A 20697-nucleotide genomic window follows, 5' to 3' on the forward strand; every position below is an offset into this window, starting at 1 on the left:
TGCCCAGTGTCTCGCGGGGCGAGGTGTGCGGTGAGAGTGCGGCTCGCGGGCCGCGGCCTGCGGTAGAGGCGCGGCCCGCGGGAATGGCGCGGCCTGGGAGAGAGGTGCGGCGGGCGTGTGACTACGGGATCGGGCCGACCGACGGGCCGCGTGAGCCGGCGATGCGGCCGGGCGGCGGCCCGTACCCCTCGATCACCGCGTGCCAAGGGGTCTGGAACGTCGGCAGGGTCGAGCCGACCGCCCACGCGGACGGCGTGACCGGGTCGGCACCGGGGACGGCCGCCACCGAGAACAGCGAGGCGCCGCGCGCGTCCGGGTCGTCGGCTGCGGGCACCTGGGTCCAGGCGGTGCCGTCCCAGCGGAGCAGCACGGCGGGGGTCGTCTCGTCGGGTTGGGAGCCCACGGCCCACACGACGCCGCTGGTCGGGTCGGCCGAGGCCGCGTGCAGGTTGGCGTCGATCGCGGGGGTGACCGCCTGGGACCAGGCGGTGCCGTCCCAGTGGTACGCGACCGGGCGCGACTCGCCGCCGGCGGTGCTCGTACCGCCGACCGCCCAGACGTCGTCGGGTGCCAGCACGGTGACGCCTTCGAGACTGTGCGCCTGCGCCGGGTCGTACGGAATGTCGACGATGCGCCAGGCCTTGCCGTCCCAGTGCTCGACAAGTGGGCGGCCTACGCCGTCGGTGTACGCGACGCCCACCGCCCACGCGCCCCCTGCCCGGTCGGCGGCCGCCGCGAACAGGATCGCGCTGCCGCCCGGGTCGGGGGTGGCCGCGGCGGTCCACTCCGTTCCGTCCCAGTGGTACGCGAGGGGGTGGGGGTTGGCGATCCGGTCCTGCGCGAGGGCGCCCACGGTCCACACGTCGGCGGGGCCGATGGCGGCGGTGCCGAACGGGTATGCGGAGATGTTGTACGGCTGCTCCGGCATGGGCGTCTCGCGCCAGGCCTTGCCGTCGAAGTGCACCGCGAGCGCACGGTCGTTGAAAGCGGCCTCGTCGTTGCGGTGGCCGATCGCCCATACGTCGTCGGGCGCGAGCGGGGCCACGGTGTCGAACTGGCCCGTACCGGTGGCGAGGGGGACGGCGAGGTCGTGCCACAGCGTGCCGTCGAAGTGCTGGACGAGTGGCCGGCTGTCGGCGATCTCGCCGCGGTAGCCGACGGCCCAGACGTCGCGCGGGCCGAGGGCGGCGACGGCGCGCAGCTCCTGGTTGTCGCGCGGAGTGCCGAGGGGCCAGGTGTGCCAGGCGGGGTCGTCGGCCTGCGGCTCCGGGTGCGGGTCGGTGTGCGCGTCGGCGGTGGGGGCGGGGGCGGCCAGCGCCAACGAGACCAGGGCCGTGGCCAGGACCGCCCTGCCCCGTGGGCGCGCCGTTCGCGCCGTTCGCCCTGTGGTCCGCAACCGCGTGCGCATGCCGCTCCTCCCGTGGTGGAGCCGCCGACGCTACAAGACGGCCAACCTTCCGGTGGGCCGTTCGGACGCTCGCTCCGCGGACCGGGCCGGATATTTCATCCGTACGGCGCAATCAATATGACGGACGGTTCACTCACAGCCGTGCATGAACGCACGTTCGGGAACGGCCGTTTGCGAATGGCGATTCGCAAACGGCCGTTTGTCGCGGGGGTTCACGGACGGCGGTTTGCGAACGGACATTCGTAAACGGCCGTTCGCAAACGCCTGCCCGCCCCCAGTCGCGAACGCGCATTCGCAAACGGGGTTCATGAATGCCTGTTCGTAAACCGGGTTAACGAACCGTCGTTCGCGAACGCATTCATCAATGGCCGTTCGCGAACCGCGTTCATGAACAGCCATTCGCAAACCGGATTCATGAACAACCGTTCGCGAACGGCGTTCATAACCCGCCGTTCACAAACCGGTGTTCGTGAACGGCCGACAGCTCACCCCGCCCGGCACGGCGCCCCGCCGCACACGTCCACAACCTGCCCCTTCGTCAGGAACGCCGCCTTCTGTACACGCGCCGCCGCCGAGTTGCGCGGGTCGGAGTGCGGGTCCTCGCCGTAGTCCGGCTCGAACGGCGGAGTATTGGTGGTCGGCGGCGCCGGCGTACCGCTGTCCCACACGACCAGCGCCGACGACCCCGAGAACGGGTAGCGCGTGATGGGCGCGATACCCCAGTACGGCGTCACGTCCGGACTGCGCCCCGGCGCGAGCGCCGGCGTCGCGATCCGCGCGCCCATCGTGCGCGCCTGCGCCTCCGCCGACACGTTCGCCACCTGGTGGTCGCCGAACGCGATCTGCATGAGCACCTGGTGCCGCGGCGTGTGTGGCAGCGGACGGTCCGTCAGGTTCGCGGCGTACCCGTTCGTCTCCGCACGGTCCCACAGCAGTTGCATCAGCAGCAGACCGAGCTGCTGGTCGATCTTGTCCGGGTACGCCTGGTCGATCAGCGGCTGGAACTGCACGAAGTCGCTGCTCCGGTTCAGCAGCAGGCCGCCGTAATTCATACCGGTCACGCCCAGCACACCCCGCCTGACGTCCTGCGACACGGCGACCGTGATGCCGCCCATGATCCCGCCCTGGCTGTTCCCGTCGTAGACCACGCCTTTTCGGGTGTCGATGACCGGACGCCCTTCAGCCGTGCGGAACGCCGGGTCCGCCGCGAAGCCGCGGGGATTGCCCAGCAGCCGCCCGAGGAACAATGTGTCGAGCACCCCCTGCTGCAAACGGTCCGCCACCGCGTCGAAGTGGCCGATGTTGGTGAGCGACGCGATGACGACCGGGATGTCGTCCTCGCTCATCCCGATCCACTTGGTCGCGCAGAACGTGAAGTTGTGCTCGTTGGCCATCGACCGCACGTTCGAGCCGCGCACCTCCCGCTCGCTGCCCAGCAGACCGTGCCCGTACAGCGAGGCCTGCGACGGCGCCGCAAAGGCGCTGCGCGGGATCTCGCACTGGAACGGCGCCTGCTGCACGTTGCCCGGCAGCTGCCGCGGCTTGCCGTCACGGCCGTAATTGAACGACGAACCCGGCGGCCCTCCCGGTGCGTTCAGATAGCTCGGCACCGCCACGAAGCCCTTGATCTCGCGGGCGATGCGGTCGTCCTGCTCGGGCGTGAAGTCCTGGACCGACGTGATCGTGTACGCGGGCGCCTGCCGCCCCAGGTCCTCGAACGCGTCGTCGCGGATCTCCAGCAGGCTGCCGGTGGTGTTCTCGGTACTCGCCACCGTGAAGTCCCAGGCCAGGTACAGGCTCCGCGGGTCCACGCGGCCGTGGTCGGCGAGTTCGCGCAGCACGGGCCGCAACTGCTTTTGCCGCGCCCACAGCGGGTCGTGGCGCGGGAGCGTGCGGCCGACGAGGCTCGTGAAGACCGAGTTGGGGGCGATCGACGCCCCCGACCCGTCCCGCAGGTTGCGCAGGCCGACCGAGTACGTGTGCCCCGGGATGAAGTTCCGCGCCGGGTGCACCAGCAGGGCCTGCCGGTCCGGGCTCGTGGCGTGCGAGTCCAACTCCGCCCAGTAGGGCCAACGTTGGCCGGTCTCGTTGTCCACGATGACGATCGGCGCGTCCCGCGAGAGCGAGCGCGCGATGTCGGTGACCGGGGCGGCGCCGGACCTCGGCAGGCTTATCCCCGGCACCCGCACCACGAGGGTCGACCCCGGCGAGAACCCGTCGCCGCGGTTGTACGCCGCGGGGTCCGCGGTCTGGCCGGCCGCGTTCACCGGCATCATCGACGGGGTGAGCGCCAGGCGCCTCCCGGTCTCGCTGCGCCGGTCCCTGACGGTGTACCAGTCGTTCGGGTACGGCAGCATGCACGCGGCCGGGTCAATCGGATCGCACTCGGGCGCGCCCGCGCGCTCCTCGGCGGTCAGCGCCTCCGTGCGGCCGTCGCCGCCTTCGTCGTGGGCAAGTGCGGGACCGGCCGGCACGGACAGCAGCAACGCGCCCGCAAGCGCGACGACGGCACGGGTTCGGGGCCTCAACGGACCACCTCCTGGGACTTCCGCGTACAGGGCATGGACGGCGCCGCGCGCTGAACGCACCTCCCCCGACGGCCCTCGGCGCCACGACAGAGGCCCCGGATCGCGGCGGACGATCCGGGGCCGAGTCACGGCGCGACCGGACGCCGGATCCCCCCACCCCCGCCGCGGCACGCTGTGCGGGCTGTCGCAGCAGTGCGCGGCAATGGTTCACTGACATCTTGCTGGTCTCACGACGCGTTGCCACCTGGGAAGTTACGCAGACTTAACGGGGGTGCCCTGTGACCCGTCACAAGCCCGCCTCGCCGCGCGGCCGGTCCGTCACCCCCGAAACCGCCCCGCACCACTCCCCCGAAGCACCCGCGGACCCCGCGGACCGCGCCGCACCACCCGGTCCGACGCCGCCCGGCCCGACGCCACCCAACCCGACGCCACCCGGCCCGACGCCGCCCGGCCCGACGGCGGCCGGTCCCAAGGCGGCGGCCCGCCCCCCGCTGCCGCTCACCCTCGGCGGCCGCGCGGTGGGGCCGTGGCTGGAGGGGCGTGCGGCGCGCCTGACCGGGCACGTGGTGCGGCGCATCGTCGACGAACTCCCCGTCTACCGGCTGCTGCCGCGCGAGGAAGTGCACGGCGAAATCGCCGAGATCATCGACCACAACCTGCGCATCCTGGCGCACGTGCTGGCCGAGCGGCGACCCGCCACCGAAGGCGAACTCGGCGCGCAGCGGCTGTCCGCCGCACGCCGCGCCGAGGAGGGCATCCCGCTGGACGCGGTGCTCGGGGCGTACCACGTGGGGATGCTCGCGGCGTGGGAGCAGATCTCCGCCGACGCCCGTCCGGAGGAACTGGCGGACGTCAAGGAGGCGTTGGCCCTCCTGCTGCGCATGCTGCGGCAGGTTACGGTCGCGGTGAGTGCGGCGTACCTGGAGGAGCGCCGCACGCTGGAGACCCAGGAGCACCACGGGCGGCGCTCGCTGATGGCCGCGCTCATCGCCGGCGAGCCGGTGGACGACCTGGCCGAACGCGTCGGCCTGCGACCGGCCCCGAACTACGTCGTGCTCACGCTCGTGATCGGACCGCACCCCGACGAGCGCGACACGACCGGCAGCCCGAAGATCTCGGCGCGGCGCAAACTCCGGCGCGCACAGGCCGAGTTGGAGCGCTTCGCCGACGAACCCGTGCTCGCCGTGATCGACGCGGCCGGCGGCACGGTCCTCCTCCCGGTCTCGGACCGGCCGCCGGCGTGGTCGGACCTGTGCGCGCTGATCGACCGTACGGCCAAGGCCGCAGGCGCGGAGATCACCGCGGCCGGGGCGGTCACCGCACCGGCGGGGGTGCCCGACGCCGTACGCCAGACCGCCGAGGTCGTCGACCTGGTCCGCCGCACCGGCCGCGGCACCGGGCTTTTCCGCCTCGCCGACGTGCTGCTCGACTACCAGCTCAGTCGCCCGGGCGAGGCGCGCGAACGCCTCGCCGCCCTCCTGGAGCCCCTGGCGGCACGGCCTGAACTGCTGGAGACTCTGGAGGTCTTCCTGCGCCTCGGCCTCAGCCGCCGCCGAGCGGCCGCCCGTCTGCACGTGCACCCCAACACGATCGACTACCGCCTGCGCCGCATCGCCCAGCTCACCGGACTGAATGCGGCCCGCACCACGGACCTGCCGGTGATCAGCGCCGCCTTGGTGGCACGCCGCGCCGGCGGAGGCGCCACTTTGCCGATCAATGGTTGAACATGCAACGACACGCTGGTTGAATGAGCAACGACCTAGGCGCAGCGGGCGATTCCCCGGCAATGCCCCACGCCATCGTTCCGCGATTTCCTGGGAGTTCCCATGACCACCGCACCTCTGCGTCCCGAGCTCGCGTCCGGCACCTGGGTCATCGACCCGGTGCACTCGGCCGTGACGTTCTCGGTACGCCACCTCGCCCTCGCCGGGGCGCGCGGCGCCTTCGGTGAGTTCTCGGGCCACATCACCGTAGGCGACGACCCGCTGACCTCCGAGGTACGCGCCGAGATCTCCATAGCGTCTCTCAACACCCTCAACGAGGCCCGCGACGGCCACCTGCTCAGCCCGGACTTCTTCGACGCGGCGAACCACCCCACCGCGGTCTTCACCTCCACCGGCGTCGTCCAGGACACGGACGCCGACTACGTCGTCAAGGGCGAGCTGACCCTCAAGGGCGTGACCAAGCAGGTCGAACTCAAGCTCACGTACAACGGCACCGTCACCGACCCGCAGAGCGGGGCCGAGAAGGCGGGCTTCAGCGCGGTCACCGAGATCCTGCGCAGCGACTTCGGCGTCGGCACGGTCATCACCCTGCCCAACGGCTCCCTCGCGCTGGCCGACAAGGCCCGCATCGAGCTGGAGATCGAGGCCGCGCTCACCACCTGAGCGATCCCCCGACCGGCACGACGACCAGCGCGACGCCGCCGGGCCTGCCCCGGCGGCGTCGTCGCGTTCCGGGCGGCTCGTCCGGCGGCCCCCTATGCACGTATGCCGAGAACGCGGTCAGCCGGGACCGCCCGTCGCGACGCCGTCCACCAGGAACGCGCACTCGCCGCTCTCGCGCATCCGCAGCGCGACCCCCACCCGGTGCGACACCCGTACGTGCAGCGCGGCCAGCGCTTCCCGGGCGGGCAGCGCCGCGGCACCGATCAGCTCCGGGTCGACCGCGCGCAGGTCGCGGACCTGATCGTCGGTCAGCACCGGTGCGTCGAACAGGAAGTGCATCAGGACGCGGCCGTAGACCCGCGGCGGGGTGACGTCGCACACGAGCAGGCGCCCGAGGTCCAGGTCGAGGCCGATCTCCTCCAGCACCTCGCGCCGGGCCGCGGTGTACGGGTCCTCGCCCTCCTCGGCCATCCCGCCGGGCAGTTCCCACCCGTCCTTGTACGAGGGGTTCACCACCACAACCCGCCCGCGCCCGTCCAGGATCACCGCCCCGGCAGCAATCGCCGCCCCCGCCTGTCCCCCCACGAAATCCTTGACGCCCTCCGGAACCTCGCCACCCTGCACCTGAGACACCATCAAGAACCCACCTCTCAAGTCGATCCCGCACGCGACCAGTGCGCATTCACGATCTTGCACCCGATCGCCCCCGCAGGAGCCGACCGCGCCGCGGGCTGCGCGCCGCAGGTTGCCAGCGCGGAACAACACCGACAGCATCCCGCCGATGGGAATCGACGACCTGACTCCAGCAAAACAACGTGTTTGGCAGGCCTTCGGCGGCGGCGAGGGACTCGACTCCCGCAGCGACGGCGACAACCACGCGCGGGACGGGGCGCCCTGGGGCCCCGAGCGCACGGTACGTGCCTCCGTACTGCGCAGACCTGTACGCGGGAGATGTGCACTATTGCACCTCGTGGTTCTGATGCCGAGGGCTTGAATACCGCTCCCGGCAGTGCTGGGCGCGATCTCCGGTCCGCATGGGCGGAGCCGGAGATCGCGCCTTTGCGCGCCGGCGCGCTGGGCGACGCAAATGCGGAGTGCAAGAGCTGAGCGCCGGGGTGCTGAGTGACGGGTGCCGGGTGCCGAGTGCCCAGTGCCGGGTGTCACGCCCGAGGTTCACGCTCGAACATTCGAGAGCGTCACGCCCGCAAGCAGCACGGCCACGGCCCGGGCCCGCTTGGCGTGGGCCGAAACCCTCGTTGCGTACGGGCAAGTGCGGCTCGACGCGGCCACAGTCCGGGGCAGGTGAACCTCAAGGCCGCGAGGCTGCACGCCCCGGCGGCGTGGCCTTGCTCGCCGAGGCGTTGCCCGCGGGCACAGACCTGCGTGCCGTACACCTCCTCGCCGACGGCGAGGTCAATCTGAGCCGTGCCAGGATCCCCCCGCCGCCTGGACCTCGGGCACGCCCGGCTTTCCAACCCTTCATCGCGTCGGCCGGCTCTTCGCCACCACGATCGCTGCCGGGGTCACGCGCACTCTGAGCCGCCAATAGCCCCGGCACCCCGCTGGCGGCCGGTCGAGCCGCTCACGGAGTGCCGGGGGGTAGTTCCGGGTAGTTCGAGGGTTCTCGGACGCTCGGACTGCGGCTACTCGGCGGAGATGGCGTTGAGGATGTTCATCTTTGCCGCGCGGGCGGCGGGGCGGGTCCCGGCGATCAGGCCTCCCGCGGTTCCGGCCGCGAAGAGGACGGCCAGTTGCAGGGGCGGGAGGACGTACGGGAGTTCCTGGTCCCCGGACAGGACCGAGACCGCCGCCCAGGACAGGAACGCACCCAGGACCAGCCCGGTGAGCGCACCGAGAGCGGCGACGTACGCGGACTCCCAGCGGAGCGAGGCCCGCACCTGGCCGCGTTCGGCACCGACCGCGCGCAGCAGGCCCAGTTCGCGGCGGCGTTCGTGGGCCGCGAGGGACAGCGTGTTGGCGATGCCGCCGAGGGCGATCAGCAGGGCCAGCGCGAGCAGGACGTACACGACGGTGACGAACTGGTCGACCATGGCCATGGACGAGTCGACGTAGCCGTCCCGGTCCTCGACCGGCGGATTGCCGTACTGCACCGCCACCTTCTCGGCGGCCTCCCGCACCTCCGCGGCCGAGGCGCCGGGCGACAGCGCCACCACGGTCAGTGCGTCGACGTCGGTCACCGCATGCGGGGACCACGCCTGACGGTCGATCAGGTAGTCACCGACGATCGTGGTGCGGTCGTAGATGCCGACCACCGTCAGCGTCGCGCGGGCGCCGTCGGGGTAGGTGATCTCGACCGGCGAGCCCGTCTTCCATCCGGCGTCCTCGGCCTTGGGCTGCGACACCGCGATCCCGCCGGTGCCCAGACCGGTGGCCGTGCCGGAGTCGAGGCCGAGGTCGAGCGCGGCGTCGAGCCGGGAGGTGTCGGCCGCCACGATCGTCTTGCTCGAACCGTCCAGCAGCGCGTTGCCCTGCTGCATGCCGACGGCGGTCTCGACGCCGGGCAGTTCGCCCGCCTGGCGGGTGAGTTCGGGGCTGTGTCCGCCGCCGGCCCATCCCGCGGGCGACGACCCGCCGATCACGACGTCCCCGACGATGGTGTCGCGGGTCTCGGCCGCCGCGCCGTCCTTGAGCGACGCCGCGAAGACCGCGAAGACGGTGACGACCGCGATGCCGACGACCATCGCCGTAGCCGCGCCGGCCGTACGCCTCGGGCTGCGCAGCACGTTGCCGCGCGCCAGCATCGGCCCCGCGCCGAGCCGCCGGAACGGTGCGGTGATGACGCCGCCGACCGCGCGGACCACGACCGGGGCCACCAGGAGTACACCCGCGAGGGACGCGAGTGCGGCGGCGGCCAGCAGCCACACGTCGTCGGCGAGGATCGTCAGCGTGATGCCCGCCGCCGTGAGGACGGCACCGGCCGCGGTACGCATCGGCGGGATCCCCGCGGACTCGGCCGCGGAAGTGCGGAGCGCCGCGATCGGCGGTACCCGGGACCCGCGTACGGCCGGTACGAGCGCCGACAGGATCGTCACGACGATGCCGACCGGCAGCACGATCATCGCCGTCTCCGCACGGAAGACCAGACCGTCCACCGGGAACGCGAACCCGAACGCCGCGAACATGGCCTTCAGCCCGGCCGCGAGCCCGAGGCCGGCCAGCAGGCCCACGACCGACGCGACCACGCCGATCAGTGCCGCCTCGCCGATGGCCTGCGACCGGATCTGCCGCCGGGACGCGCCCAGCGCGCGCAGCAGCGCCGCCTCGCGCATGCGCTGCGCGGTCACCACGGAGAAGGTGTGGTTGATGGAGAACGCCGCGACCACGAGGGCGATGGCGGCGAAGGCCGACAGGAACGTCCGGAAGATGTTCAGGAATCCGTCGGATACGGCGTCGACCTGTTCCTGTGTCGCGTCCGAGCCGGGCAGGGCCTGCACGCCGGGCGGCAGGACCCGCTGGATGGCGGCGGCCGCGGCCTCCTGGTCGGCGCCTTCGTCGAGGCGTACGGACACCGAGCTGATCTGCCCCGGATCGCGCGCGACGTGGGCCAGCGCGCCTTCCAGGGTGAACCCGGTGTACGAGGAGCCGCCGAACGCGTCGGCGTCGCCGAACCTCGCCACCCCGACAACGGTCACCGGGGCCGGAGACGGCGTCAGAACGGTGATGCGGTCCCCCGGTTCGAGGTCGCCCTGTTCGGCGGAGGCACGGTCGACCACGACCTCGTCCGGCGTCTGCGGGGCGCGGCCCTCGGCGAGCGTGTAGGGGTTGAGGGCGGGGTCGCCGACCCAGTTCCCGGCGATGCGCGGACCGTTGCCGGTCAGCATGTCGCCGTCCTTGCCGACGAGTTGCCCGTAGCCCACGACCACGGGCTCGGCGGCCGCGACGCCGGGGACGCCGCGTACCAGGTCGGCCGTGTCGCCGGGGATGGCCGCCCGGGTCGTGCCGGGCTCGTCGGTGACGTCGGTCGCGTTGCGAACTACGACGTCCGTACCCGCGCCGTTGTCGCGGATCAGGCCGGTGATCGAGGACTTGACGGTGTCGGACAGGATCAGCGCGCCGGACAGGAACGCCGTGCCGAGCACGACGGCGAGGACGAGGCCGGCGACGCGGCGCTTGTACGCGACGAGGTTGCGTACCGCCAGGCGGCCGATGCCCACGCTGCCGAGGCGGGTTCCGGGCGGGGAACTCGTGTACTTGTGACGGTTGTTCGCAGAGCTGCTGTTCGCAGGGCCGCTGTTCGAGGGGCTGTTCGTGTTCACAGGGACACACCGGCCTTCGGCAGGTCGAACGCCTTCATGCGGTCCAGGACCGCCTGCGGGGTGGGGGACTCCATGCGGTCGGCGATCCGGCCGTCGGCGAGGAACACGACGGTGTCGGCGTAGCCCGCGGCCACCGGGTCGTGCGTGACCATCAGGACCGTCTGGCCGAGCGAGTCGACGGCCTCGCGCAGCAGCCCCAGCACCTCGGCCCCGCTGCGCGAGTCGAGGTTGCCGGTCGGCTCGTCCGCGAGGATCAGCTCGGGCCGGGTGGCCAGCGCGCGGGCCACGGCGACGCGCTGCTGCTGGCCGCCGGACAGCTCGCCGGGCCGGTGGCCCAGGCGGTCGCCGAGGCCGACCGCACCGACGACGCGCTCCACCCACTCGGGGTCGAGGGTGGTGCCGGCCAGGGCGGCCGGGAGCGTGACGTTCTCCCCGGCCGTCAGCGTGGGCAGCAGGTTGAACGCCTGGAAGACGAATCCGATGCGGTCGCGCCGCAGCCGGGTGAGCTGCTTGTCGGAGAGCGTGCCGAGGTCGGTGTCGCCCAGCAGGACCTGGCCGCCGGTCAGCGTGTCCAGGCCGGCGAGGCAGTGCAGCAGCGTCGACTTGCCGGAGCCGGACGGGCCCATCACGGCGGTGTACCGGCCGCTCGGGAATCCGACGGTGACGTCGTCGAGGGCGCGTACCTCGGTGTCGCCGGTGCCGTACGCGCGGACCGCGTGCACCGTGCAGGCCGCGTACCGACCGGGCTCCGCGGCGGACGCGGGGAATACGGGGGACGAACTGGACATGGTGGGCTCCGGGTTCGGCTGAAGGAGGCTGGGACGTCCCCAGCGGGGAGATCCGCAGCTGGGAGATCCGCAGCTGGGAGATCCGCAGTTGGGAGATCCGCAGTTGGGAGATCGGTGGAAAGGTGTCGCGGAGGAGGTGCCGGGAAGGGTGCTGCGGAACTGCCTCAAGCCTCGTCGCCGGGCACCGCCGTGACGTCCCTCGCCAGGAGTGACCCGCACACATCCCCCGGGAGTCGCCGGGGGCGGCGCCGGTACCTGCGCCTACTCCCCCGGGAGCAGTGCCGCGCGCCGCGCTGCGCCGCCGGGAGACGCCGCGACGTCGCCGGTCAGGGGACGTTTCGGACGGTCCGGGCGGCCTACCCTGAAGCGGTGATCCCCTCCACCCCACCCAGCGGTCCTTCCGGGGCGCACCCGCGAACCGGCAGGTCCGCCACCGGCCGGGCGACCGGACCGACGTCCGGCGCGACGTCCGACCCGGCGTCCGACACGGCCTCCGGTGCCGTGCCCGGTACCGCGTCCGGCGCGGCTCCCGGCGATGACAGCCCCCCGCCGCTGTTCGGCCCGCCGCTGCCCCCGCCCTTCGGCCGTATCCCCCGCGACCTCCTCGTCACCCTCGCCCTGGGCGCCTTCCAGATCGGCGGCACCTTCGCCGCCGCGCACAACCAGCGCGACGAACCCGGCCTGCGCGACCTCGACCCGCTGGCAATCGTGCTGGTCGTGATCGGCCCGCTGCTGCTCCTGGTACGCCGCCGCTACCCCGTTCAGGTGCTCGTCGCGTCGCTGCTGCCGCCGCTGGTCTACACGCTCCGCGAGTACCCGCCCGGACCGGTCTTCCTGTCCCTCATCGTGGCGCTGTTCACCGCGATGACCGCGGGCCACCGCGCCGTGTCGTACTCGGTACTCCTCGCGGGGTACCTCGCGATGGGCTGGCTGGGTCCGCTGATCCGCGACAACGAGCTTCCCAACCTCGCATGGGCGGGCGGGGTGGCGGCGTGGCTGCTGGCCCTGGCGGCGTTCAGCGAGGTGGTGCGGGTGCGGCGGGCGTACGTGGCCGCCGAACGCCGCCGCGAGGCCGAGGAGGAAGCGGCCCGCGAGGAGGCGGAGCGCGCTCGCGCGGGCGAGGAACGCCTGCGCATCGCCCGGGAGTTGCACGACGTGCTTGCGCACCACATCTCGCTGATGAACGTGCAGGCCTCCGTGGGCCTGGAGTTGATGGACGCCAACCCCGAGCAGGCCCGGACCGCACTCACCGCCGTCAAGCAGGCCAGCCGCGAGGCACTGGGCGAGCTGCGCGGCGTCCTCGCGATCCTCAAGGGCGAGGGCGAGGCGGCCCCGCGTACCCCGACCGCCGGGATCGCGGACCTCGACGACCTGGTGGCCCGTGCGTCGACGGCGCATCTGGCGGTGCGTCTGGAGCGGGACGACGCGGTGCGGGCGCTGCCGGGGCCGGTGGGGCTTGCGGCGTACCGCATCGTGCAGGAGTCGGTCACCAACGCGGTGCGGCACTCGGACGCGTCGCTGGTCACCGTACGCCTGGCTCTGGAGCGGACGCCCGACGGCGAGGCGCTGCGGGTGACCGTCGAGGACGACGGGCGCGGGGACGCCAAGTCCGCGTCGACGTCGGCGCGGGCGGCGACGCCGCCCGCCGCCGGCGGGGGCCACGGCCTGCGCAACATGCGCGAGCGCGCGACCGCCCTCGGCGGCACCCTGACCAGCGGCGCACGGCCCGGCGGTGGATACCGGGTGGTGGCCCTCCTGCCCCTGGCCGGACAAGATGGTGGCGACTCCGCCGCCGACCCGGGCTCCGGGACCGGCGGCAGCCGCCGCACCGAAGGGGACGACGCGTGATCAGGTTGGTGCTCGCCGACGACCAGGCGCTGGTCCGTGCCGGGTTCCGGGCCCTGCTCGACGCCCAGCCGGACATGACCGTGGTCGCCGAGGCCGCCGACGGTGCCACGGCACTGGCCGCGGTACGCGAACACCGTCCCGATGTCGTGCTCATGGACATCCGCATGCCCGGCGGCGACGGCCTGGAGGCGACCCGGCACATCACCGCCGACCCGGCGCTGGCGGACACCCGGATCGTCATCCTGACGACCTTCGACCTCGACGAGTACGTCTTCGAGGCACTGCGCAACGGGGCGAGCGGGTTCCTGGTCAAGGACACCGAGCCGGCCGAACTGCTGCGCGGCGTAAGGTCGGTGGCGGAGGGCGACGCCCTGCTCTCGCCCGGCGTGACCCGCCGCCTCATCGAGGAGTACACCGCGCAGGCCAGCGCCCCGGCCGAGGTCCCGGACCTCGAACTCCTCACGACGCGCGAGCGCGAGGTTGTGGGGTTGGTGGGCCAGGGCCTGTCCAACGAGGAGATCGCGGAGCACCTGGTGGTGAGCCCGCTGACCGCGAAGACGCACGTCAGCCGGGCGATGGTGAAGCTCGCGGTGCGGGACCGCGCGCAGTTGGTCGTGTTCGCGTACGAAACCGGTCTGGTGCGCCCGGGTCGCCGCTGATTCCCACGCCGGGCGGGCTCGGCGCGGCCCCGCCGCCCGGCCTGTCGCCGGGCCTGCCGCGGGGCCTGCCGCCTTGTCCCGTCGGCTCGGATCAGGAGCCCTGCACCGCCAGTTGCCGCCAAACGGCCTCCCGGGTGACGCCGAAGCCGGCGAGCACGTCGGCGACCGTACCGGGCAACGACACCATCGACAGGAGCAAGTGCTCGGTCCCCACGACGCGTTCGCGCCGGTCGACGGCGTCCCGCAGGGCACGTTCCAGGACCTGCTTGGCCCCGGGTGACATGCGGTGGCGTGCGCGCACTGCGGTGCGGGCCGCCTGTCCGGCGGGCTGCCGCCCCGTCAGGCTGCCTTCCCCGTGGGCCGCTTCCACCCGCGCGACGACCTCGTGAATGTCGATGCCGAGGGTCGCCAGGGCGTCGGCGTCCGCGTCCGTGAAGCCGCCGCGACGGCGGCGACCGGCCATTCGGCGCGCGATCTCCTCCCGTTCGGCGGCTCCCACGCCCAGTTCGCGCAGTACGCGTGCCGCACGCCCCTCCTGATGCGCCAACAGGGCGAGCGCCATCTCCTCCTCCCCGATGCGGTCGCCGCCGGTCTCCGTGACCCACTCGGGCGAACTCCCCACGACGCTGCGCAGGGACGGGCTGAACCGCTCGAACATCACTGCCTCCCATGCTTCTTGTGCACGGCCTGACGGGAGACGCCGAGTTCCTGGGCGATCTCCTGCCACGACCATCCCTGGTTGCGGGCGCTGCGGACCTGTACGGACTCCAGTTGCTCGAGCAGCCGCCGCAACGCGGCGACCGCCCGCAACCCGACCCGTGGATCACGGTCCCCGGCCTTCGTGGCCAGGTCGGTTGCGTTGCTCATACCTGTCAATCTAAGTTGACATCGACGCCTTGTCAACCACAGTTGACGCCGCGCCATGGCGGCCGCCCCCAGGCCCCGGGGAACCTGCGTCGGTGTCGGCATCGGCGCCGGCGTGGGCATCGGCGAACAGGGCTTCCGGCGCGCGGCGTTGACGAGCCGCAGGAGCCATCAATGCGTCCCGGTTTTGGCAACGAAAGTTCCCGATCGAGCATCGGCGCTGCCATGGTCCTCGCGGAGGTGAGGGTGATGGAGACACACCGCGACATGACGGTCGACCGCGCCGACGAGGTCCGGCCGCCGGACGGAACATCAGTTGACGGAAAGGGCGTTGAGGCACCGGGCGGGCGGATGCCACTGGGCGTCTATTTGCTGGCTTTCAGCCTGTTCGCGATGGGCAGCGCCGAGTTCCTGCTGGCCGGCGTCCTGCCCGCGGTCGCCGACGACCTGGACGTCTCGCTGTCGTCCGCGGGCACGCTGATCTCGGCCTTCGCGGCCGGCGTCGTCATCGGCGGGCCGCCGCTGGCCGTCATGACGCTGAACTGGCCGCGGCGTACGACCCTGGTCGTCACACAACTGCTCTTCGCCGCTTCCGTCGCGGCCGGACTGGTCACCGACAGCTACGCCGTCCTGCTGATCAGCCGCTTCGTCAGCGGGCTCGCGTACGCGGGGTTCTGGGCGGTCGCGGCGGTCACCGCGATCAGCCTCGTCACGCCGGACCGCACGGCCCGCGCGTCCGGAGTCGTGGTCAGCGGCTTGGGCATCGCGATGATCGCGGGCGGCCCGGCGGGCGCTCTGCTCAGCCACTTCACCGGATGGCGGGGCGGGTTCTGGGGAGTGGTCGCGCTCACCGTCGCGGGGGCGCTCGCCGTCCTGTTCACGCTGCCGGAGACCCGTGCGGACGGGGAGCCGAGCGTACGGCGCGAACTGCGCACGCTGCGGCGGCCGCAACTGTGGGCGGTATACGGCGTCACAATCCTCAGCACGGCCGCGTACATGATTTCCTTCAACTACCTGGCGGCGTTCCTGACCGACGTGACCGGCATTCCCGAGGTGTGGGTCCCGGCCGTCCTGGCGCTGTTCGGTGCCGGCGCGTTCATCGGCCTCGCGGTCGGCGGCCGAATCTCCGACGGACGACCCTTCCACGCGCTCTTGATCGGGGCGGCCGGGATTCTCGTCGGTTCGGTGCTGCTTGCGCTGCTTGCGGAACACGTGTGGGCCGTCGTACCGCTCGTGCTGTTCCTGGGAGTTGCCGGGTTCGTGCTGAACCCCGCGATCTACGGACGGGTGTTCGCCATCGCCGCGGACGCACCGACGCTCGCGGGGGCGACCACGGTCTCCGCGTTCCAGTTGGGCATCAGCATCGTCCCCGCGCTGGCCGGGGTGGCGCTGGACGCGGGTGCCGGGGTCACGTCGGTCGCGTGGATCGGCGCGGGACTGGCCGCCGCGACTGTGCCGGTCGTACTCCTGGACCGCGCCCTCACCCGTCGGTGACGCCACGGAGCGCGGGGGCGCGTTTGCCGGTTTTCCCCGCGCTCCCACTGGTACGGGCAATTTGCGGACTTCCGGGGAAGAACACCGGAATGGACGCACAGGTGATCGCCGGCGCGCTCGGAGTCGTTGCGGGACTGGTCGGGGCGTACCTCCACCGACGGGGCCAAGTGCGGTCATGGGCACCGCACTTGGCCATGGGGGCGGCCATGGGGGCGATGGTCCTGCCGCAGCACGACCCACTCGGTCCGGCGGGCTGGATGCTCGTCCTCGGCGGCGCGGCCGCCTGGGCGCTCGGCCGCCCGGGCCCCGGCCTGCCGCGTCGGCGCGTGGCGGTCGCGCTGGATCTGTACGTGATGGGCGTACTCACGCTCCTGATGCCGGCCCTGCACGGCGGCGCGGCGCACGGATCGACCGGCGGCGGCGCGCACGCCGGAACGTCCGACTGGTGGCTGGGACCGTACGTCGGCGTCCTCGCCCTCTGGGCCGTCGCCCGCTTCGCCCTCGCCGCCACTGACCGCCGCCGTCCCGCCTTCGCTTGCGCTGCCGAACCCGAGACCGGAGCCGTAATCGGACCCGGACCCGCCCGCGGCGTCGGCGGAGACGTGGGTGTGAGCCTGAGTGTGAGCGCTGGGCCCGACCCCCAGACGAACCCCTCGGTCACATCCGCCTGTTCAGCCGCGATGATGACCGCAATGGCCCTGATGGCCTTCGTACCCTGATGCCCCGCGCGGGAGTCGGGGGCTTCGTGGTCATGTCGTGGTGTCGCGCGGGGTGCTGTGGGACGCGTTCAGCAGGGTGGCGGCCAGGATGGCGGCCAGGGCCAGGAGGGCTGCGGCTCCCAGGAGGGCGAGGGAGAAGCCGTCCGTGGCGGCGCGGTTCGGGTCGGCCGAGTCGGCCAGGGCGGCGTCCGTACGGTGCGCCGCGAGGGCGACCAGGGTCGCCAACCCGACGGCTCCGCCGATCTGTTGCATCGAGGTGAAGACGGCGGATCCGAGCCCCGCGTCGTGTTCGCCCGTGCCGGCGAGTGCGGCCGTCGCCAGGGCGGGCAGGGCGAGTCCGCAGCCCAGGCTCGTGACGAGAAGCCCCGGAAGGACGCCGGAGGCGTACCCGTCGCCCGGTTCGATGCCGGCCAGCAGCACGTTGCCGGCCGCGGTGATCAGCGGTGCCGCCACCAGCGCCCACCGCATCCCGAGCGCCGCGACCGCGCGCGAGGACAGCCACACACCGGTCAGGATCCCGGCGCCGTAGGGCAGATAGGCCATCCCGGCGGTGAACGGCTCGTAGTGCAGCACCGATTGCAGGTGCAGCATCAGCAGGAAGGCGATCGCGTACAGGGACGCGGAGACCAGCAGCGTCGCCCCGTTGGCGACGAGGCGCGCGCGGACCGCCAGAAAGGCAGCCGGCACGAGCGGTTCGGCGGTACGCGCCTCCACCGCCGCGAACACCGCGGCCAGGACCGCGGCGAGCACCAGCGGCACGACGGACGCCGCGTCGCCCCAACCCGATTCGGCGGTCTGAAGCAGGCCGTAGACGAGCGCCACGACCGCGCCGGTGCCGAGGACGGCGCCGGGCACGTCGAGCCCCCGCGCGGAGTCGGGCGCCCGGCTCTCCGCGACCAGGCGCGACATCAGCACCAATGCGGCAGCAGCTACCGGCAGGTTGATCAGGAAAATCCACCGCCACGACGCGAGGTCCGTCAGCGCCCCCGAGACCACGAGGCCCATGGTGCCGCCCAGCCCGGCGATGCCACCCCAAATGCCCAGCGCCCGGCCGCGCTCCTCGGGACCGGGGAACAGGCAGCTGATGAGCGACAGCGCCGCCGGACTCGCGACCGCGGCACCCGTGCCCTGCACGAAGCGCCCGGCCACGAGCTGCCACGGCTCCTGCGCCAGCGCGCAGAGCAGGCTCGCCGCGCCGAACAGGGCCACGCCCCACTGGAACACGCGGCGGCGCCCGAGCATGTCGGCCATCCGGCCGCCGAGCAGCAGCAGTCCGCCGAAGGCGAGGAAGTACGCGTTGACAACCCATGCCAGGCCCGCCGTACCGAACCCGAGTTCGCCGCGAATGCTCGGCAGCGCGACGCTCACCACGGTGTCGTCCAGGACCAGCATGAACTGGACGAAGCACAGGACGGTGAGGGCCACCATGCGGCGGTCGGCGACGCCTTGCCGAGGGGTGGATGGGGCAACGGACGGTACGGCCGCGGCGGACGAAGCCGCCGCGCCCGGAGGATCAATGGGCATACGACGACGCTAGGCGGCACCCACCGTGTCCGCGATCCGCTACCGGGCCACGTGATAGCGCGTTGAGGACATAGCGTTGCGGCCATGAAGGTCGTGCGGGAGTTGGAGGCGCTGAACGCGCACACGGTGCCACCGGGCGTGGGCGCCATCGTCGTCGGGAACTTCCCGCTGACGTCCGGGGACTGGATCGCCGCGCACAGCCACACGCACCACCAGTTGGCGTGGACGCGCAGCGGAGTCCTGGGTGTCGCGGTCGACGACGCGTACTGGGTGCTGCCGCCCACGCTGGCGCTGTGGGTGCCCGCCGGAGTCGTGCACCGGACGGGCGCGACGCGCGACGCGGTGCTGTCGAGCCTCTACATCGACCCTGCCCGCTGTGTCCTGGACTGGACGGAACCCACCCCCGTCGCGGTGGACGGGCTGCTCGCGCACCTCATCGCCCACCTCAACCGGGACGACCTCGCCGACGACGTCCGGCTGCGGGCCGAGGCGGTGGTGCCGGACCTGCTGCGACCGCTGCCGTCGACGCCGATCGACGTGCCGCTCCCCGCCGACGACCGCGTACGCGAGGTGGCGGACGCACTGCTCGCCGACCCCGCCGACGCCCGCGGCCTTGAGGCGCACGCGCGTGCCGTCGGGGTGAGCAGGCGTACGCTCACCCGGCTGTTCGTACAGGACACCGGCATGAGCTTCGACCGCTGGCGCACCCGCGTACGCTTGCGCGCCGCCCTCCCCCTGCTCGCCGAGGGCCTGCCGGTGTCCCGCGTCGCGCACGCCGTCGGGTACGCCACCCCCAGCGCCTTCCTCGCCGCGTTCCGCCGAACCGTCGGCACCTCCCCCGGCCGCTACCTCCACGGCGATCCGCCCGACGAACACCCGTGACCCGACGAGCGGGTGACGGTGGCCCCCGAAGTTCGGAAACACGAGGACGGGAGAGCACCGTGATCGACGGGGCCGTGGCCGGGAGCCGGGGCCGGGACTGGGACCGGCTCCGGCGAGGGCCCGGACCGAACGCGTCGCCGATGCGGACGGAGCCATCGAGCCGTTGGCCTTCCGCACCGCACCCCGGGGCGCCATACTCGCCCCCCGTGCCCACCCCGCCTGACCAGTCGCACCCATCCCGCACCGAAGATCCGGGCGGCCGCGGTACGGCACGAGTTGTTCCCGGGCGCGATGGCGGCGGCGCCGGGGTCGTCTCGGTCTTCTGGCGGATTCTCGACCGGGCGGTGCGGAGGCGACGCCAAGGGCGTGTGACCTGCGAGTTTTGTCATCGTACGTTGACCTGACGTTGCGTCAGTTCTACGGTGGGGGCGGCCCCGGCGGATCGTCGGTGCGGCGGGACGGCCTGGAGGTGTGGTGTCGGCACGGCGGATGGACGGCAAGGTCGTGGTGGTGACCGGGGGCGCCAGTGGGTTGGGGCGGGCGTCGGCGCTGCGGCTGTCGGAGGAAGGCGCCGCCGCGGTCGTCGTGGCCGATATGGACGGGGAACGCGCCGCCGCGGTCGCGGGGGAGGTCACCGCGGCCGGCGGGGCGGCGAGCGCGTTCGCGGTGGATGTGACCGACGCCGAGCGGTGCGAGGAACTCGCGCGCGACGCGGTCGAGCGGTGGGGACGTATCGACGTCCTGGTCGCGGCGGCCGGGGTCAGCAGCGCCGCCGTCGGCGCCGGCGAGCAGGAGCACGACGGCACCGACGCGGGACTGCTGTGGTCGACCGACACCTGGCACAGGGTGGTCGACGTCAACCTCAACGGCCTGATGTACACGGACCGCGCCGTGGCCCGGCAGATGATCGCCGCGGGTCAGGGCGGGTCGATCGTGAACATCGCGTCGATCTGCTCGGTGTGGACCAGCGGCAACAGCACCCCGTACGCCGTGTCCAAGGCCGGCGCGTGGATGCTCACCAAGTCCCTCGCGGTCGAACTCGCCCCGCACGGCATCCGCGTCAACGCCGTCGGCCCCGGCTTCATCGAAACCCCGATGACCGCCGCGACCCGCGCCGACGAGGCCGCCGCCGCGGGCGTCACCGGCCGCACCCTCATGGGCCGCTTCGGGCAGCCCCGCGAGGTCGCCGACACCGTGCTCTTCCTGGCCTGTGACGAGTCGTCGTACTTCACCGGCTCGATCCTGTACCCCGACGGGGGCTTCAACGCCCCCACCCGCTGAGGACGGCCGCGCCCGCACCGTTCACCCAGTGCCCGAAC

At 72.8% G+C, this 20697-nt stretch carries 16 protein-coding genes; 8 read left to right on the forward strand and 8 right to left on the reverse strand.

Annotated features, from left to right (window positions below):
- Positions 1–121: 121 nt before the first annotated feature.
- Together ACWD12_RS25270 and ACWD12_RS25275 are read right to left on the reverse strand one after the other, a co-directional pair.
- Positions 122–1408, reverse strand: coding sequence for a hypothetical protein (locus ACWD12_RS25270; RefSeq protein WP_450101466.1), 1287 nt, complete (start codon positions 1406–1408; stop codon positions 122–124).
- 485 nt (positions 1409–1893) lie between these two features.
- Positions 1894–3936 (reverse strand): hypothetical protein, encoded by a 2043-nt coding sequence (locus ACWD12_RS25275; RefSeq protein ID WP_450101467.1) that lies wholly within the window; start codon positions 3934–3936, stop codon positions 1894–1896.
- 278 nt (positions 3937–4214) lie between these two features.
- On the opposite strand from ACWD12_RS25275, the gene ACWD12_RS25280 reads away from it, so the two are divergent.
- Entirely contained in the window at positions 4215–5660 is a 1446-nt protein-coding gene (locus ACWD12_RS25280; RefSeq protein ID WP_450101468.1) for a PucR family transcriptional regulator, read from the forward strand.
- Between the two features lie 102 nt (positions 5661–5762).
- A complete protein-coding gene (locus ACWD12_RS25285; protein ID WP_358356886.1) occupies positions 5763–6323 on the forward strand; it encodes a YceI family protein in 561 nt (186 codons plus the stop codon).
- 117 nt (positions 6324–6440) lie between these two features.
- On the opposite strand, the gene ACWD12_RS25290 is transcribed toward ACWD12_RS25285, so the two are convergent.
- From ACWD12_RS25290 to ACWD12_RS25300, 3 genes are all read right to left on the reverse strand, one after another.
- Positions 6441–6959 carry an NUDIX domain-containing protein gene (locus ACWD12_RS25290; protein ID WP_450101469.1) on the reverse strand — a complete coding sequence of 173 codons (519 nt, stop codon included), beginning with the start codon at positions 6957–6959 and terminating at the stop codon, positions 6441–6443.
- A gap of 1007 nt (positions 6960–7966) precedes the next feature.
- Positions 7967–10498, reverse strand: a complete 2532-nt coding sequence (locus ACWD12_RS25295; RefSeq protein ID WP_450101470.1) for an FtsX-like permease family protein — start codon at positions 10496–10498, stop codon at positions 7967–7969.
- Between the two features lie 98 nt (positions 10499–10596).
- Positions 10597–11388 carry an ABC transporter ATP-binding protein gene (locus ACWD12_RS25300; protein WP_358356881.1) on the reverse strand — a complete coding sequence of 264 codons (792 nt, stop codon included), beginning with the start codon at positions 11386–11388 and terminating at the stop codon, positions 10597–10599.
- Positions 11389–11757: 369 nt separating this feature from the next.
- Between ACWD12_RS25300 and ACWD12_RS25305 the strand changes: the two genes are divergently transcribed.
- Entirely contained in the window at positions 11758–13236 is a 1479-nt protein-coding gene (locus tag ACWD12_RS25305; protein ID WP_450101471.1) for a sensor histidine kinase, read from the forward strand.
- Entirely contained in the window at positions 13233–13895 is a 663-nt protein-coding gene (locus ACWD12_RS25310; RefSeq protein WP_358356877.1) for a response regulator transcription factor, read from the forward strand. Before ACWD12_RS25305 ends, ACWD12_RS25310 begins: the two co-directional genes overlap by 4 nt.
- 91 nt (positions 13896–13986) lie before the next feature.
- Here ACWD12_RS25310 and ACWD12_RS25315 read toward each other — a convergent pair whose 3' ends face one another.
- Together ACWD12_RS25315 and ACWD12_RS25320 are read right to left on the reverse strand one after the other, a co-directional pair.
- Positions 13987–14553, reverse strand: a complete 567-nt coding sequence (locus tag ACWD12_RS25315; RefSeq protein ID WP_450101472.1) for a Clp protease N-terminal domain-containing protein — start codon at positions 14551–14553, stop codon at positions 13987–13989.
- Positions 14553–14762: an HTH domain-containing protein gene (locus tag ACWD12_RS25320; RefSeq protein WP_358356874.1), complete on the reverse strand. Its 210-nt coding sequence runs from the start codon at positions 14760–14762 to the stop codon at positions 14553–14555. Before ACWD12_RS25320 ends, ACWD12_RS25315 begins: the two co-directional genes overlap by 1 nt.
- Positions 14763–15008: 246 nt before the next feature.
- Between ACWD12_RS25320 and ACWD12_RS25325 the strand changes: the two genes are divergently transcribed.
- Positions 15009–16253 (forward strand): Cmx/CmrA family chloramphenicol efflux MFS transporter, encoded by a 1245-nt coding sequence (locus ACWD12_RS25325; RefSeq protein WP_450101473.1) that lies wholly within the window; start codon positions 15009–15011, stop codon positions 16251–16253.
- Between the two features lie 89 nt (positions 16254–16342).
- A complete protein-coding gene (locus tag ACWD12_RS25330) occupies positions 16343–16972 on the forward strand; it encodes a DUF5134 domain-containing protein (RefSeq protein ID WP_450101474.1) in 630 nt (209 codons plus the stop codon).
- A 30-nt stretch (positions 16973–17002) separates the two neighbouring features.
- On the opposite strand, the gene ACWD12_RS25335 is transcribed toward ACWD12_RS25330, so the two are convergent.
- The gene (locus ACWD12_RS25335) at positions 17003–18496 is read right to left on the reverse strand and encodes an MFS transporter (RefSeq protein WP_450101475.1); all 1494 of its coding nucleotides are present in this window, start codon (positions 18494–18496) and stop codon (positions 17003–17005) included.
- An 84-nt stretch (positions 18497–18580) separates the two neighbouring features.
- Here ACWD12_RS25335 and ACWD12_RS25340 point away from each other — a divergent pair, with 84 nt between their 5' ends.
- Together ACWD12_RS25340 and ACWD12_RS25345 are read left to right on the forward strand one after the other, a co-directional pair.
- A complete protein-coding gene (locus ACWD12_RS25340) occupies positions 18581–19378 on the forward strand; it encodes an AraC family transcriptional regulator (RefSeq protein WP_450101476.1) in 798 nt (265 codons plus the stop codon).
- A gap of 474 nt (positions 19379–19852) precedes the next feature.
- Positions 19853–20659 carry an SDR family NAD(P)-dependent oxidoreductase gene (locus ACWD12_RS25345; protein WP_450101477.1) on the forward strand — a complete coding sequence of 269 codons (807 nt, stop codon included), beginning with the start codon at positions 19853–19855 and terminating at the stop codon, positions 20657–20659.
- The last annotated feature ends 38 nt before the right edge of the window (positions 20660–20697 follow it).

Source organism: Streptodolium elevatio (assembly GCF_053592165.1).

Excerpts from the sequence above, each read along its gene's own strand:
- ACWD12_RS25270 (WP_450101466.1), bottom strand. The coding sequence starts at position 1,408 with ATGCGCACGCGGTTGCGGACCACAGGGCGAACGGCGCGAACGGCGCGC.
- ACWD12_RS25285 (WP_358356886.1), top strand. The coding sequence starts at position 5,763 with ATGACCACCGCACCTCTGCGTCCCGAGCTCGCGTCCGGCACCTGGGTC.
- ACWD12_RS25290 (WP_450101469.1), bottom strand. The coding sequence starts at position 6,959 with ATGGTGTCTCAGGTGCAGGGTGGCGAGGTTCCGGAGGGCGTCAAGGAT.
- ACWD12_RS25300 (WP_358356881.1), bottom strand. The coding sequence starts at position 11,388 with ATGTCCAGTTCGTCCCCCGTATTCCCCGCGTCCGCCGCGGAGCCCGGT.
- ACWD12_RS25315 (WP_450101472.1), bottom strand. The coding sequence starts at position 14,553 with ATGTTCGAGCGGTTCAGCCCGTCCCTGCGCAGCGTCGTGGGGAGTTCG.
- ACWD12_RS25320 (WP_358356874.1), bottom strand. The coding sequence starts at position 14,762 with ATGAGCAACGCAACCGACCTGGCCACGAAGGCCGGGGACCGTGATCCA.
- ACWD12_RS25325 (WP_450101473.1), top strand. The coding sequence starts at position 15,009 with ATGGAGACACACCGCGACATGACGGTCGACCGCGCCGACGAGGTCCGG.
- ACWD12_RS25330 (WP_450101474.1), top strand. The coding sequence starts at position 16,343 with ATGGACGCACAGGTGATCGCCGGCGCGCTCGGAGTCGTTGCGGGACTG.
- ACWD12_RS25335 (WP_450101475.1), bottom strand. The coding sequence starts at position 18,496 with ATGCCCATTGATCCTCCGGGCGCGGCGGCTTCGTCCGCCGCGGCCGTA.
- ACWD12_RS25340 (WP_450101476.1), top strand. The coding sequence starts at position 18,581 with ATGAAGGTCGTGCGGGAGTTGGAGGCGCTGAACGCGCACACGGTGCCA.